15 protein-coding genes are annotated in these 14,463 nt (G+C 40.8%); 14 read left to right on the top strand and 1 reads right to left on the bottom strand.

Going from position 1 to position 14,463, the window contains the following annotated elements:
• Positions 1–69 precede the first annotated feature (69 nt).
• The 14 genes from M3182_RS18670 to M3182_RS18735 all read left to right on the top strand — a co-directional run bounded on the left by M3182_RS18670 (position 70) and on the right by M3182_RS18735 (position 13,604).
• Positions 70–1,248, top strand: coding sequence for a Gfo/Idh/MocA family protein (locus tag M3182_RS18670; RefSeq protein WP_251559499.1), 1,179 nt, complete (start codon positions 70–72; stop codon positions 1,246–1,248).
• Positions 1,245–2,216 carry a sugar phosphate isomerase/epimerase family protein gene (locus M3182_RS18675; RefSeq protein ID WP_251559501.1) on the top strand — a complete coding sequence of 324 codons (972 nt, stop codon included), beginning with the start codon at positions 1,245–1,247 and terminating at the stop codon, positions 2,214–2,216. The genes M3182_RS18670 and M3182_RS18675 overlap by 4 nt, the downstream gene beginning before the upstream one ends.
• Before the next feature lie 72 nt (positions 2,217–2,288).
• On the top strand, positions 2,289–3,566 hold the full coding sequence (locus tag M3182_RS18680; protein WP_251559503.1) for an MFS transporter: 1,278 nt from the start codon (positions 2,289–2,291) through the stop codon (positions 3,564–3,566).
• Positions 3,567–3,588: 22 nt separating this feature from the next.
• Positions 3,589–3,885: a putative quinol monooxygenase gene (locus tag M3182_RS18685; protein WP_251559504.1), complete on the top strand. Its 297-nt coding sequence runs from the start codon at positions 3,589–3,591 to the stop codon at positions 3,883–3,885.
• A gap of 401 nt (positions 3,886–4,286) precedes the next feature.
• On the top strand, positions 4,287–5,096 hold the full coding sequence (locus M3182_RS18690) for a sugar phosphate isomerase/epimerase family protein (protein ID WP_251559506.1): 810 nt from the start codon (positions 4,287–4,289) through the stop codon (positions 5,094–5,096).
• Between the two features lie 98 nt (positions 5,097–5,194).
• Positions 5,195–6,382 (top strand): levoglucosan dehydrogenase, encoded by a 1,188-nt coding sequence (locus M3182_RS18695; protein ID WP_251559508.1) that lies wholly within the window; start codon positions 5,195–5,197, stop codon positions 6,380–6,382.
• A gap of 287 nt (positions 6,383–6,669) precedes the next feature.
• On the top strand, positions 6,670–7,764 hold the full coding sequence (locus M3182_RS18700) for an L-dopachrome tautomerase-related protein (protein WP_251559510.1): 1,095 nt from the start codon (positions 6,670–6,672) through the stop codon (positions 7,762–7,764).
• 459 nt (positions 7,765–8,223) lie between these two features.
• Entirely contained in the window at positions 8,224–8,571 is a 348-nt protein-coding gene (locus M3182_RS18705; protein ID WP_251559512.1) for an ArsR/SmtB family transcription factor, read from the top strand.
• Positions 8,572–8,582: 11 nt separating this feature from the next.
• On the top strand, positions 8,583–9,548 hold the full coding sequence (locus tag M3182_RS18710) for a TIGR03571 family LLM class oxidoreductase (protein ID WP_251559513.1): 966 nt from the start codon (positions 8,583–8,585) through the stop codon (positions 9,546–9,548).
• 37 nt (positions 9,549–9,585) lie between these two features.
• A complete protein-coding gene (locus tag M3182_RS18715; protein ID WP_251559515.1) occupies positions 9,586–10,608 on the top strand; it encodes an LLM class flavin-dependent oxidoreductase in 1,023 nt (340 codons plus the stop codon).
• 159 nt (positions 10,609–10,767) lie between these two features.
• The gene (locus M3182_RS18720) at positions 10,768–11,067 is read left to right on the top strand and encodes an iron-sulfur cluster assembly accessory protein (protein WP_251559517.1); all 300 of its coding nucleotides are present in this window, start codon (positions 10,768–10,770) and stop codon (positions 11,065–11,067) included.
• Positions 11,068–11,223: 156 nt separating this feature from the next.
• A complete protein-coding gene (yraA, locus tag M3182_RS18725) occupies positions 11,224–11,736 on the top strand; it encodes a cysteine protease YraA (RefSeq protein WP_251559519.1) in 513 nt (170 codons plus the stop codon).
• Between the two features lie 92 nt (positions 11,737–11,828).
• Positions 11,829–12,545: an SDR family oxidoreductase gene (locus M3182_RS18730; RefSeq protein WP_251559521.1), complete on the top strand. Its 717-nt coding sequence runs from the start codon at positions 11,829–11,831 to the stop codon at positions 12,543–12,545.
• A 159-nt stretch (positions 12,546–12,704) separates the two neighbouring features.
• A complete protein-coding gene (locus tag M3182_RS18735; RefSeq protein WP_251559523.1) occupies positions 12,705–13,604 on the top strand; it encodes an aldo/keto reductase in 900 nt (299 codons plus the stop codon).
• A 113-nt stretch (positions 13,605–13,717) separates the two neighbouring features.
• Here the strand turns inward: M3182_RS18735 and M3182_RS18740 are convergent, their stop codons facing one another.
• Positions 13,718–14,437, bottom strand: coding sequence for a 3-ketoacyl-ACP reductase (locus tag M3182_RS18740; protein WP_251559525.1), 720 nt, complete (start codon positions 14,435–14,437; stop codon positions 13,718–13,720).
• Positions 14,438–14,463: the final 26 nt, after the last annotated feature.

A 14,463-nucleotide genomic window follows, 5' to 3' on the forward strand; every position in this document is an offset into this window, starting at 1 on the left:
TATTCTAACAGATTTCCCTATTTTTATCGTCATGTATGTAATCGATTACAGTTTGGAGGATGAACTGACATGGAAAAAATAAAAGTTGGTATTATCGGGACAGGATTTATTGGTCCCACACATATTGAAGCAATCAGAAGACTAGGATTTGTCGAAATAGCTGGAGTAGCAGAAACAAGTCAAGAAACTGCTGAAAAGAAAGCAGCTGAGCTTGGCATTCCGAAAGCATTCGGCAACTACCGGGATATGCTGAGTGATCCGGAAATTCAGGTGATTCACAATTGCACGCCAAACCATCTGCATTTTGCGATCAATAAAGAGATCATTTTAGCAGGCAAGCATGTGGTATCTGAAAAACCATTGGCAATGAACAGCAAAGAATCGGCTGAATTGTTGGCGTTAGCAAAAAAACAAGGTGTCGTTCATGGTGTGAACTTCAACTACAGACAGCATGCTAGTGTGCAAAACCTAAAGGTGAAAATCACCAATGGCGACTTTGGGAAAGTGAATCTGGTACACGGCAGCTACTTGCAGGATTGGTTACTATATGAAACAGATTATAACTGGCGTTTAGCACCGGAAGTCGGCGGTAAATCACGAGCTGTAGCAGATATCGGTTCTCACTGGTGCGATACCGTTCAATTTGTAACAGGTAAAAAGATTGTGGAAGTATTTGCTGATTTAGCCACTGTAATCCCGATGAGAAAGAAACCAACGTCAAACGTTGCTACTTTTGGGGGACAAAGCGGACAAGAAACAGAATATGAAGATGTTCCAATCAATACAGAGGACTATGCATCCGTACTTGTTCGATTTGAAGATGGCTCACGAGGCGTATTTACCGTTTCTCAAGTAAGTGCTGGACGTAAAAACCGCTTAAGTTTTGAAATTAACGGCAGCAAGAGCTCTGCTTACTGGAATCAAGAAGAACCCGAAAAATTATGGATGGGGCATAGGGATAAGCCAAATGAAATCCTTCTTGCAGATCCAGCTCTGTTTTCGCCAGAATCCAGAACGGCCATTCATCATCCAGGCGGACACAATGAAGGCTGGCCGGATGCATTAAAAAATATGATGCTAAATTTTTACACGTTTATTCGTGAAGGCAAAAATCCTTTGGAGGATAAAGCCAATTTTGCCACATTTGAGGACGGACATATTTCCATGGCGATTACTGATGCAATTTTGGAAAGTCATGAACAGCAAAAATGGGTAAAAGTTCAGGCGAACCAGGAGGTATTGGTATGAAATTAGGGGTATTTACGGTTCTTTATCAAAATCTTCCTTTTGAGGCCATGCTTGATAAATTATCAGAAATGGGAGTAGAGGCAGTCGAGTTAGGGACAGGCAATTTCCCTGGGAACAGTCATTGTAACCCAGATGATTTATTAGAAAACCCTGAAAAAATGAAGTCGTTCAAGCGGGCCGTGGAAAGCAGGGGTTTAACCATCAGTGGACTAAGCTGCCATGGCAACCCTCTTCATCCTAATGTAAAGATCGCGAAAGAGGCCCATGATGTTTGGAGAAAAACGGTCAGGTTGGCGGAACAGTTGGAGGTACCGGTCATTAATGGGTTTTCTGGCTGTCCGGGGGACCATCTAAGTGCTAAGCATCCGAACTGGGTGACCTGCTCCTGGCCGCCTGAATATGCAGAAGTCCTTGACTGGCAGTGGAACGAAGTGGTGATTCCGTATTGGAAAGAAGAAGCGAAATTCGCAGAAATGCATGGGATTCAACAAATTGCTTTTGAAATGCACCCGGGGTTTGTTGTTTATAACCCGGAAACATTGCTAAAACTACGAGACCATGCAGGGCCAAACATCGGGGCTAATTTCGATCCAAGTCATCTTGTATGGCAAGGGATTGATCCCATTGAAGCGATCAAGAAGTTAGGCCGGGAAAAAGCAATTTACCACTTCCATGCTAAAGATACGTATTTAGATCAAGCGAATATTAAGGTGAACGGTGTTCTCGATACAAAGCATTACAGCAAAGTATTGGATCGTTCCTGGACATTCCGCTCTGTCGGCTATGGTCATGATGAAAAAATGTGGAAGGACATTGTAAGCGCTCTTCGTGCTGTTGGGTATGATTACGTTCTTTCTATTGAACATGAGGATATGCTTGCGTCCATCGATGAAGGCTTAATGAAAGCGATCACGTTGCTGAAGGGGACGTTGTTTAAAGAGGAAGTAACGGAAATGTGGTGGGCTTAATTTTCTTCGAAAAGGGTTGGGAGGGAATCCTCCTGACTGCCCTATGAAATCATACAGTGAGAGGTGTTAAATATGAAACCGGTTTTAGGTCAGGAACGTACCATTGGCGGTCTTCCTAACAGGGTGCTATGGGGATTTGTTGCCACTTTAATTTTTATGGCAGGGGACGGTCTTGAACACGCATGGTTGTCACCATATCTTATTGAAAAGGGATTAACCGTTCAACAGTCTGCCACTATTTTTGCCGTGTATGGAGCCGTGTTAGCCATTGCAGCCTACTTTTCTGGTGTACTTACCGAAATGTGGGGACCAAGGAAGGTCATGCTGATCGGATTGGTTACTTGGTTAATCGGTCAGGTTTTATTTATAGAATGTTTAAAGCATAACAATTATGCATTGATGATTCCAACTTATGGAATTAGAGGCTTGGGTTATCCTTTATTTTGTTACTCTTTCTTAGTGTGGGTTACTTATCGCAGTCCGGAGCGCATTTTGGCGACAGCTGTAGGTCTGTTTTGGGCAGCTTGGAGCGGCGGGCTTTACGTTGTAGGAAGTTATTTTCCAGCTTACATGCTGCCAAAGATCGGTTATATCGGGTTGTTATGGAGTGCAGTCGTCTGGGTATTGATCGGCGGAATCATGGGTCTACTAGTGGTGAAAGACGATATGGTTAAAAAACAAACAGGAAATCCAAAGGAAAAGCTAAAAAGCTTGATGAGTGGATTTACGATTTGTATCGAACAGCCAAAGGTTGCAATCGGTGGCGTGGTCCGGATTATCAATTCAACAGGAATCGGTGCACTGCCAATCTTTTTCCCACTGTATTTAACGGCTGAATATGGATTCACCACACAACAGTTTCTGCAAATGTGGGGAACCATGTGGTTAGCAAATATCGTATTCAACCTAATCATTCCTTACATTAGTGATAAATGGTTAGGCTGGCGCAACACGATTCAATGGCTTGGCAGCTTTGGAATGGGTGTCATGATGCTGGTTATGCTTTACACACCGGAAGTTTTCGGCAGCAGTTTCTTGGCGTTGAATATTGTCGGTATTATTATGGGGATCGTTCTTTGTGGTTTCGTCCCGCTTTCAGCCCTTGTAACAGCCATGACGCCGGATAAAAAAGGCTCTGCGATGGCGATTGTAAGCTTCGGTGCTGGAATGTCCTACTTTATAGCACCGGCAATCGTGGGATTATTTATCGGAATTATTGGTGCTGAAGGGGTTATTTGGATTTTCGCAGGAACGTATTTCCTTGGAGCTTATTTAATGAAGTTTATGAAACTTCCGCATGAAGAGAATCAAAACGAAAAAGATCTTTTATTGGAGAAACACTTAGTTTAATTCATGTGAAGGAGGAGGAACAATGATTATCCTTCATGCCGACATTAAGGTGAAATCGGAATATCGCGAGACATTTCTAGAAGAGGCAAGACTTGTAACAAAACTTTCTCAAGCTGAGTCTGGTAATATTAGTTATCATTTCTATGAAGATCCGGAAAACGCGAATAGCTTTGTTTTTGTTGAGAAATGGAAGGATGAACACGCGATTCAACAGCATGAGGAAACCTCTCACTTTAAGAAATTTGTCCAGACAATTGAAACGTTGCTATCTGAACCAATCCACGCAGAGTTATTTGAGGCATCACCAAAAAATAAATAATGGAAGGGATTAACTCAGCTATGATTGGTTGTGTTGATCCTTCTAAAACATACCTAGTGAACAATCTGTGACAATTATATTTCATAGTTGCAACGTTGAGTGTAATCGATTACAATTAGCTTTGTAAGGAACACAAAATCTTTATTCTTTTCAGAGAAAATAATCGAACTCATGTAAAGAGAGTAACTTTATCTACAAGGAAAAAATGTAATGGATTACATTGTAAATGTTTGCTAGATGTGCTTCAAAAACTACAAATTAGTAAGACTTACAAGTGTGTGGAAAAAATCTATTGAATAAAATGTAATCGATTACTATTAATGGAGTTTAGTATCATTCATTCGCATTTTCTTTTGATGAATGATGAAATACTAAATTCCAACAAATATGGAGGTAATATCATGAAGTTAGGTTATCAAACAAATACTTGGGGCGGCGTTGTCGGCCACCCTGCAGGAGTCACATCTGTTAAAGATCTTTACTACCTAGCGAATGGTTCAACGGAAGAAGCCTTAAAGGATATTGCTGAAGCTGGATATGCGGGATTTGAAATCTTTGATGGAAACTTGATGCAATACAAGGATAAAAAAGAAGAATTACTAAAATTAATGAATCATCATTCTTTAAAATTGATTGGCGTATACACAGGCGGGAATTTTATTTTTCCGGATATTTTAGAAGAAGAATTATTGAAAATTGAAAGCGTAGCGGCCTTCGCATCAGAAGCAGGTGCCGAGCACCTGGTTGTAGGCGGCGGAGCTGTCCGTACAAATGGCATTCTTGAAAGCGATTATGAAGCTCTTGGCCAGGCACTTGATAAAGTAGTGGAAATTGCGGAAAAATATAATCTTATTGCAAGTTATCATCCGCATTTGGGAACCAATGTCCAAGCTCCTGAACAGCTAGATAAATTAATGCCGTTAACAAAAATTAATCTTTGCCCAGACACAGCTCATATTGAAGCTGGCGGAGGTGATCCGGTCGCGGTAATCAGAAAATATATTGATCGCATTAAATATGTTCACTTCAAAGATTATGCGAATGGAGAGTTTTTACCTTTAGGGGAAGGGCATCAAAAGTTTGATGAAATGGTCAAAGCCTTAGAAGCGGTAAACTATGATGGCTGGATTACAGTAGAGCTAGACAACTATCCAGATCCTAAACAAGGGGCTAAAATCAGCCGCAGCTATCTAACTCAATTCGAAAAGTAATTAAGCGTAATGCCCATGATAAGAATGATGGTATAAATACAAAATAATAAATTGGCTGAAAAATAATCAACGAAAGAAAATAAGGGAGGAACTTTAAAATGAAAAAATTAAACATAGGTATGATTGGCGGAGGCTTCATGGGGAAAGCGCATTCACTTGCATATGCAGGAATGCCAATGTTTTTCTGGCCGGCACCGGCGATCCCTCATCGCCATACAGTAGTGGATGTTAATGAACAATTGGCTAAGGATGCTGCAGCAAGATTGGGATTTGACAATTACTCTACCGATTGGAGAGAAGTTGTTAACAATCCGGAAATCGATATCATCGATATTGTAACTCCAAACAACACACATGCTGAAATTGCGATTGCTGCTGCAAAGGCTGGTAAACATATTATCTGTGAAAAGCCGTTAGCATTAGGCGCGGAACAAGCGAAGGAAATGCTTGAAGCAGTAAAGGCTTCTGGTGTTAAACACGCGGTTGCTTTCAACTACAGAAGAACACCAGCGGTCGCTCTTGCGAAAAAATATATTGAAGAAGGTAGAATTGGAAAAATCTTAAGTTTCCGTGGGACCTATCTACAAGACTGGTCTGCTGATCCTAATTCACCATTATCATGGCGTTTCCAAAAGAAAATCGCTGGTTCAGGTGCACTAGGAGATATCGGTACACACGTAGTAGATTTCGCTCGCTATCTGGTTGGGGAAATCACAGATGTCAATGCGATGACAAAAACATGGATTCCAGAAAGACCAGTTCAAACTGGCGGTATTGACAAGCTGGGAACTGTGAAAAGCGGCGGGGAGGATGTACCAAAAGCTGACGTTGATGTAGACGATGAAGTGATTACGATGGTTAAGTTTGAAAATGGAGCGATCGGTACGATTGAAGCAACTCGTAATGCATGGGGCCGCAACAACTTCCTGACCTTTGAAATTCATGGTGAAAAAGGGTCTTTAGCCTTTAACTATGAGCGCCGCGATGAGCTGCAAGTTTGCTTTGCGGATGATCCTAGTGATGCAAAAGGTTTCAGAACGGTTTATACAGGACCTGCTACTCCTTACGGTGAAGGATTATGGCCAATTCCAGCTCTGGGTATCGGCTATGGTGAAACAAAAATCATTGAAACTTATGATCTATTTAAAGCGATTGTGGAAGATACTGAGTTTTCGCCAAACTTCGAGGATGGTTACGTAATCGAAAAAATTGCAGATGCCATCCTCGAATCATCCGAGAAAGGTCAGTGGGTCAACCTAGAAAAAGCTACTGTAGATGTAAAGTAAAACAGGGAGCTCCCGCTTCCCTTATGGCTGACGAGAAATAATTGGCCTTACTTTTTACATCCCCAATCAGCCTGAAATTGAATGTGAAGATTGAACTGTTATAGACTAAAAATCATATATAAGTTTGATAATAGGAATAGGGAAGGCAGCCGCAGCAGTGGCTATCTTCCCTTTTATGTTTTGAAGGGACAGAGGTTGCTTTTGCCCTAGGAAAATGACCATGCACCAGAAATGAGTCTTCACCATATATAGGTGATATCCCGTTTGAACTTGGTAAGGAGGATATCATGAACTCTATGTTGCCTATGGAAAAATATTTCGGAAAGTTAGAACTCGTTCATGCATTTTATGGTGCAATGCCTACCGGTGTTACTGTTTCAGAAACAGGTCGTATTTTCATTTGCTTTCCGAAATGGGGGGACGATGTTAAATTTACGGTGGCAGAAATTGTGAATGGGAAATTGACACCTTATCCTAGCCTAGAAACCAATTTAGTAAGCTCCAATGATCTTACAAGGTCGTTTATAAGTGTCCAAAGTGTGGTTGCTGATGGCAGGGGGACACTTTGGGTATTAGATACGGCGGCACCGAATTTTTCAGAACCTATTATAGGGGGGGCTAAATTAGTCGCAGTTGATTTAGATACCAATAAAATTAGAAAAGTATATACCTTTTCAGAGGAGGTTGTCCTGCCAACCACTTATTTGAATGATGTCCGGTTTGATTTTCGTGTTGGAAAAGCAGGGTATGCCTATATTACGGACTCTTCATCCAGGGGACCAGGAGCGATTATTGTCGTCGATTTAGAGAATGGAAACGCGTTTAGACGGTTAAATGGGGCAAATTCAACCTCACCCGACCCCTATTTTATCCCAAAGGTAGAAGGCAGAATTTTGATGAATAGAAACAAAGATGGATCAACTTCCCCATTTCGATTGGCGTCTGATGGAATAGCGATTTCTCCCGATGGCAAGGTTTTATTTTTTTGTCCACTAACCAGCCGTCATCTTTTCTCGATTTCAACAGAATTCCTAAGAGACCGAACGATACCGGATAAAGATTTAACTTACCGTGTGGAGTATTGGGGAGAAAAAGGTGCATCTGATGGAATGATCACCGACGCAAAAGGAAATGTTTATGCTGGGGATTATGAAAATAACAGTATTCGAAAAATATTGCCGAATGGAACAATGGAAACAATAGCGCATGATCCAAGAATATTATGGCCGGATACTTTTTCAATTGGCCCGGATCAATACTTATATGTGATTGTAAACCAATTGCATCGGCAGGCCAGATTTCATTATGGAAAAGATTTACGAGAAAAACCTTATAGTTTACTTCGTATGAAAATTGGTGAATTACCTGCTCCTTCATTTTAAAAGTAAAATAATCGTTGATTAGCAGGTTATCGGGAGAACTTGTTATCATTCCCACTGTTGATTCTACCCGCACATTTTATCGGCTTTCGGTCAGTGAATTACTTATTTGGGTTTCAATAAAATCAAACACCATATTCAGTCGCCTCATTATCAGGAATACAGGAACAATATTGCAGACCTTTTAACAACTAGAGAAGTGTATAAGCTGAAAATAATGGAATAAGTTCAAAGATGCAGTGGCGGAACCGTCAAAAAACCTGTTATATGATATGCAGGTTTTTTAGTGGTCTTTTTTAAGATGGGAGCTTTTCGCCGTATCTCCTTCGAAACAAATCATTTGATTTGGACGGACCAGATGGTTAATATATAAATATCGCGAATTACCGATTTGGCGTGATGCTTTCAGATCATCTATCCAGCTTCCATTGGGATAGTGATAATCGATATAGAAAGAGGCAAATGACATTGAAGCAGGAATTGGAACGCTTAAATGATGAACAAGCCGTTGAAATTTTCAAGGCATTGTCGAACCAGACGAGGGTGAGCATTCTTCAAATGTTAAAAGATCCCGACAGACATTTTTCACCGCAAGCCCATATTATTGCTGATGAAGGATTTGTAGGCGGGGTTTGCGTAGGGGATATCCGAAGCAAGGCCGGGATTTCGCAATCCACTACTTCACAGTATTTATCGATTCTGCTGCAAAGCGGACTGGTTGAAATGAAGCGAATCGGACAATGGACGTATTATCGCCGTAATGAGGAGACGATTAAAAAGTTCGAGAAATACATTGGTACAAAAATTTAAGGAGAATTGAAGTGAGTTTATTACAGCATCGAGCATTTAACAGGTTGTACCAAAAGGATAAAATGACGCTTGGTTTCGCGATTCCGACGGCAAGGATGTCCAAATATCCGATTATGGAAAATCAGCTGTCGCTTGCCCGCAAAATTGAAGACCATGGTTTCGCGGCATTGTGGCTTCGGGACGTTACAATTCAGAATTTGAATATTGATGATAATGGTCAAATGTATGATGTATGGATATATTTGACCTATCTTGCGGCCCATACCAAGGATATTGCACTTGGGACGGCGAGTGTTGTCCTCCCGCTGCGCCATCCTGTCCGAATGGCAAAGGAAGCATCATCTATTGACCGGTTGTTTCCCGAACGCCTGATCATGGGAGTGGCTTCAGGAGACCGGGATAAAGATTTCACAGCCTTGGGAATATCCAAGCTCGAAAGTGGAGGGCTGTTTAAAAAGAATTATGCATTCCTTGAACGGCTGTTAAAGGAGGACAGTCCGACAATCAACAGCGATTTAGGCGTCATTGATGGAACGGATATGAGAATGATTCCCAAACCTTTTTCTTCGATTCCGACCATGGTGACAGGATTCAGCAATCAATCGATTGAATGGATTGCTCAGCATGGGGACGGCTGGGTCCAGTATCCGAGGATTATCCCACAACAAACTCAATTGATTAACGCGTACCGCGAGTTGTCGGAAATTCACGACCCAGGAGTGTTTAAACCTTTCACTCAAACTTTATTTATCGATTTATCGGAAAATCCCGATGCATATCCGGTTCCGATTCCGTTAGGATTTCGTGTAGGGCGCAAACAGTTATTAGAAATTCTATATCAATTTCAATCCATTGGTGTCAATCACCTGGCATTTGTGTTGTATTTTTCAAAGCGCCCTCCCGAGGAAGTCATACAGGAGCTTGGAGAGTTTGTGCTGCCTTACTTTCCGACTCATGAAATTCCAGTAAGAGATTAGTTTTTAAAAAAATTAGATAAGGGAAGAAGATGAGCTTATGTCTAAACATGCAAATAAATTGAACCAAATTCCATTCTCGGTGCTTGATCTTTCACCGATAACAGCCGGAAGTACTCCAGCCGACTCTTTCCGCAATACATTGGAACTCGCACAGCTTGCTGAAAAACATGGTTACAACCGTTATTGGCTCGCAGAACATCATAATATGCCGTTTATCGCCAGTTCCGCCACTTCTGTGGTAATGTCCCATGTGGCAGCCGGTACATCAAAAATCAGGATTGGTTCTGGAGGAATCATGCTGCCGAATCACGCACCGCTCGTCATCGCTGAGCAGTTTGGCACTCTTGAATCCTTATATCCTGGGCGAATTGACCTTGGTCTAGGGAGGGCACCCGGTACAGATCAGAGGACCGCTCGTGCATTGAGACGCGACCTGGGAAGTACCGGAGATGACTTTCCTGAGCAATTAGCGGAACTCCGAGGTTACTTTGATCCATCCCTTGCACAAGGGAACCCTATAAAAGCGATTCCAGGTGAAGGTTTGAATATTCCAATCTGGCTGCTAGGTTCAAGCGGCTTCAGTGCGCAGCTGGCCGGAGAACTGGGTTTGCCATTCGCGTTTGCCGCCCATTTCTCGCCACTTAACACTCTGGGTGCTCTGCAGATCTATCGCAAGGCGTTTAAGCCTTCGAATGTTCTCGATAAGCCGTATGCGATGGTGGCATTGAATATCATTGCAGCAGAAACCGATAAAGAGGCAAAGCGCCTTTTTACAACAATACAGCAGCAATTTTTGAATTTAATGAGCGGCAACCTTACACCGCTTCAACCACCGGTAGATGACATATCCGAAGTGGCCAGCAGCTACCAAATAAATGCTCTTGAGCAGCAATTAGGCTCATCGATTTTTGGTAGCCAGCAGACGGTGAAGGAAAAGCTGAAGACATTTGTGGAGGAGAGCCAGGCTGATGAAATCATGGCCATTGCCCAAGTTTTCGACCATAAAGCTCGCCTCCGTTCGTATGAAATTCTGGCAGAGATTACAAAAAGCGAAAGTTAAAAAGGAAGCAAGGGAAGTCCTTTTGTGAATTCCTTAAAACGTTGACAACATGACCTGAAGCCGCTAGATTTTACAGGATTATTTTTAATAAAGGGGCTTTATTAGATTATAGTGTATTTTAAAAATATAAAAATGATTAGAATAGGAGACATAAATTATATGCAATGCAAAATTAACCGAAATGCTGCTAAAGTGCTGAAACAGATGTTGGAAAGTGAAGAGGCTGAAGGGAAAATGGTTCGTGTCTACGTTACATTGGACCATGGGGACCATGCCCATTATGATATAAAGCTTGATACTCCTACAGAACACGATGAAATTGTGAAAACAGACAAAGACATTGATGTTTTACTTGATAAAAGAGAACCGTTTTTAGATGATGTCTGGATTAAGTATTTCTATGTGCCGCAAGCAGGATTTGACATCACGAATTCTTCCAAAGGGCATCACCATCATTAAACACGTCACAGATTTTTGCTGGCTAGTAGACTAGAGGCTCTCTATTTAAGATATATATAGCAGTAACATATACTAAACAGTAGATTACTTGTATTTATTGTGTTGAATGGGAATAATACCAACGTTGCTTTTACAATTTTAAGGGGGCTTATCATAATGAGTAAAAAAATTGCTACTCTAATAACAGACTTATTTGAAGATGTAGAATTCACAGAACCAGCACAAGCATTTAAAGATGCTGGTCATCAAGTGATCACAATCGACATACAGGGTGGAAAAGATATTACTGGTAAAAAAGGTGAAACAGTAAAAATAGATAAAGGAATTGGGGAAGTTAATTCTCAAAACTTTGATGCTTTATTCATCCCTGGCGGCTTCTCTCCTGATTTATTACGTGAAGACGACCGTTTTGGTGAATTCGCAAAAGCATTTATACAAGAAGGTAAACCTGTTTTTGCCATTTGCCATGGCCCACAAGTATTAATTGATACAGATCTATTAAAAGGCGTCGACATAACAGGTTTCAAATCAATAAGGAACGATCTCAAAAATGCAGGTGCTAACTACAAAGATGAAGAAGTTGTGGTAAGCAATAATATTGTAACAAGCCGTTTTCCGGATGACATTCCTGCTTTTAATCGTGAATCCTTAAAATTATTAGCTGAATAATAGCGCAAGTACAGAATAGTATCGTTTTAGAAATGAATATTTCACAATGAATTTCAATACAAAAAAGGTTTTAAGAAGGAAGGGTTTTTAATATGTCATTAAATGGTAAACGAGTAGTTGTATTAGGGGGTACTTCTGGTATTGGTTTAGCAACTGCCAAAGCGTTTCTCGATCAATCTGCTAAAGTGATCATTGCCAGCCGTTCTGTTTCCAAATTAAATGAAGCAAAACAAGTTCTTGGGGGCAATGTAGAAGCAATTGAAATCGATTTTCGAAGCGAAGAAAAAGTAGCAGAATTTTTCAGCAAGGTTGGAAAATTTGACCACCTTGTGGTTACAGCAGGAGAAGGCACAATGGGGCACTTTAGCGAATTGCCTGTGGCAAGTGCTAAAGAGGCGTTTGATAGTAAGTTCTGGGGGCAATATATTACCGTCCGTTCAGCACTTCCATATTTAAGCAATGAGAGCTCAATCACTTTAACCTCTGGTGTATATGGCGTTCGTCCTCCTCAAGGCGCTACTACGTTAGCGGCAATCAATTCAGCCATTGAAGGATTGGTTCGAGGACTTTCCGTGGACCTAGCCCCTATTAGGGTAAACGTGGTTTCACCTGGAATTGTAGACACTCCAATCTATGCTGGAATGCCAGATGATCAGAGGCAAGCACTGTTCAACGGCATTGCACAACAGCTCCCTGTTGGACGGATTGCAAAGCCGGAAGACATAGCTGAAACCTATGTATACCTTGCTAAAAATGGTTTTACTACTGGGACCTCTGTTCTTATTGATGGTGGAGCTCACTTAGTATAATGGCCTAAATGGATGTTGAACTGCCAAGCAGCAGTTCTAACAAAAATAGAAATAAGGTAAGAGTTAAGTAATTTACTGGTGGCAATACTGCAAAAGAGTATTGCCGCCTTTTTTGTAATTAGGTACATAAAAAGATACAAAAGGAAGTGTTGATTTTTAATGAGTGTACAGGACGAAAATAAATTAACAAAAATAAAAAATTCCCTTGAAAGTCGTGTAGTTACATTGCCTGATGGAACTTCTCTGCCAAGAATAGGACAAGGAACTTGGTACATGGGAGAAAATCCTCAAATGAGAGAAAGGGAAGTCAAAGCTTTACAACTCGGAATAGACCTAGGCATGAAACTAATAGATACGGCGGAAATGTATGGTGATGGCGAATCTGAACGCTTAGTAGGTGAAGCAATTAAAGGACGTAGAGAGGACGTCTTTTTAGTATCAAAGGTGTATCCTCATCATGCAGGATTAGATATGATTGCCAAAGCGTGTGAAAACAGTTTAAAAAGGCTGGGAACCGATCATCTTGATTTGTACCTTTTACACTGGCGAGGACGTGTACCATTAGGAGAAACTATTGAAGGAATGGAAAAGCTACGCAAGGAAGGAAAAATAGTAAGGTGGGGAGTCTCCAATTTTGATACCGATGATATGAAAGAGTTATGGAACACCACTAACGGAAAAAATTGTATGACGAATCAAGTGTTATATCATCTTGGTTCAAGGGGTATAGATTATGATCTCTTACCATGGCAGCAAGAACATAACATGCCTATTATGGCATATAGCCCGCTAGCTCAAGGAGGCACTTTAAGAAGACAACTGTTAACGGATCCAACCATTAAAGAGATTGCAGAAAAATACGCTGTCCAACCCTTACAAATCACTCTCGCTTGGACAATCCGTTCTAACAATTGTCTAGCTATTCCAAAAGCTGTCCAAGAAGAACATGTACTAGCAAATGCGGAAGCTGCTAGTATTGAATTATCAAAAGAGGATTTAAATAGACTTGATGAGGTATTTCCGCAACCGACTAGAAAAATGCCTTTGGACATTATATAGAAATTACACTATAAGAGAGTTTATTTTATTATCTTTCGATCTTTTTGTCCTTGTATCATTGATACATATTTGTACCTACAAAAAAAAGCAGATCCAAACGGATCTGCTTCGTTTTATGATGGATTTGTTGACCATAATCCAGCTGTTTTAACAAAAACTCTTGGATTAAATTTTAAACTAGCCACGACTAATTCTGCAAGGTCTTCTGGGTGCATCACGTTTTTTTCATTGCCTTTAACAAGATTTGTATCAATGGCTAAATCTGTAACGACCGTACTTGGTGTTAAAGCAGTAACACGGACATTATGTTTTCTTACTTCTAGCATAAGTGATTCTGTTAGCCCTAATACAGCAAATTTAGAAGCGCTGTAAGCACTTGTAACAGGAGCACCTTTTTGGCCGGCAGATGAAGAGATATTGATGATATCTCCTGATTTTCTTTCGATCATTCCTGGTAATACTGCTCTTGTTACATTATACACACCCATTAAATTGACTTGGATGATTTTTTCCCATTCTTCTGGTGTTAAATCAAGGAATCCACCAAATTTAGCAACACCTGCATTGTTGATTAGGATATCAATTGGACCTAAGTCTGATTTGATATGTTCAACAGCCTGAGTAACCGATTCAAGATCCGTAACATCTGCTGTTGCTGCAGATACCGTTACTTCAAATTGTGCTAGTTCAGCGGCTACCTTTTCTAGATTAGACATATTTAAGCCAATTAGACCTAAATGAACGCCTTCTTTTGCTAAGGCGATAGCAGTAGCACGTCCAATGCCTCTTCCTGCGCCAGTAACTATTGCAGTTTTTCCATTTAAAGAAATCATTTTATCACTCCTGAAATTTTTACAAT

It is taken from the genome of Mesobacillus maritimus, assembly GCF_023715205.1.
Lineage (GTDB): Bacteria > Bacillota > Bacilli > Bacillales > Cytobacillaceae > Mesobacillus_B > Mesobacillus_B maritimus_C.

Bases quoted from the DNA above. Each gene is read 5' to 3' on its own strand.
- M3182_RS18730 (WP_251559521.1), top strand. From the start codon at position 11,829: ATGTCATTAAATGGTAAACGAGTAGTTGTATTAGGGGGTACTTCTGGT.
- M3182_RS18720 (WP_251559517.1), top strand. From the start codon at position 10,768: ATGCAATGCAAAATTAACCGAAATGCTGCTAAAGTGCTGAAACAGATG.
- M3182_RS18740 (WP_251559525.1), bottom strand. From the start codon at position 14,437: ATGATTTCTTTAAATGGAAAAACTGCAATAGTTACTGGCGCAGGAAGA.
- M3182_RS18685 (WP_251559504.1), top strand. From the start codon at position 3,589: ATGATTATCCTTCATGCCGACATTAAGGTGAAATCGGAATATCGCGAG.
- M3182_RS18690 (WP_251559506.1), top strand. From the start codon at position 4,287: ATGAAGTTAGGTTATCAAACAAATACTTGGGGCGGCGTTGTCGGCCAC.
- M3182_RS18670 (WP_251559499.1), top strand. From the start codon at position 70: ATGGAAAAAATAAAAGTTGGTATTATCGGGACAGGATTTATTGGTCCC.
- M3182_RS18705 (WP_251559512.1), top strand. From the start codon at position 8,224: ATGACATTGAAGCAGGAATTGGAACGCTTAAATGATGAACAAGCCGTT.
- M3182_RS18695 (WP_251559508.1), top strand. From the start codon at position 5,195: ATGAAAAAATTAAACATAGGTATGATTGGCGGAGGCTTCATGGGGAAA.
- M3182_RS18735 (WP_251559523.1), top strand. From the start codon at position 12,705: ATGAGTGTACAGGACGAAAATAAATTAACAAAAATAAAAAATTCCCTT.
- M3182_RS18715 (WP_251559515.1), top strand. From the start codon at position 9,586: ATGTCTAAACATGCAAATAAATTGAACCAAATTCCATTCTCGGTGCTT.
- yraA (WP_251559519.1), top strand. From the start codon at position 11,224: ATGAGTAAAAAAATTGCTACTCTAATAACAGACTTATTTGAAGATGTA.
- M3182_RS18700 (WP_251559510.1), top strand. From the start codon at position 6,670: ATGAACTCTATGTTGCCTATGGAAAAATATTTCGGAAAGTTAGAACTC.
- M3182_RS18675 (WP_251559501.1), top strand. From the start codon at position 1,245: ATGAAATTAGGGGTATTTACGGTTCTTTATCAAAATCTTCCTTTTGAG.
- M3182_RS18680 (WP_251559503.1), top strand. From the start codon at position 2,289: ATGAAACCGGTTTTAGGTCAGGAACGTACCATTGGCGGTCTTCCTAAC.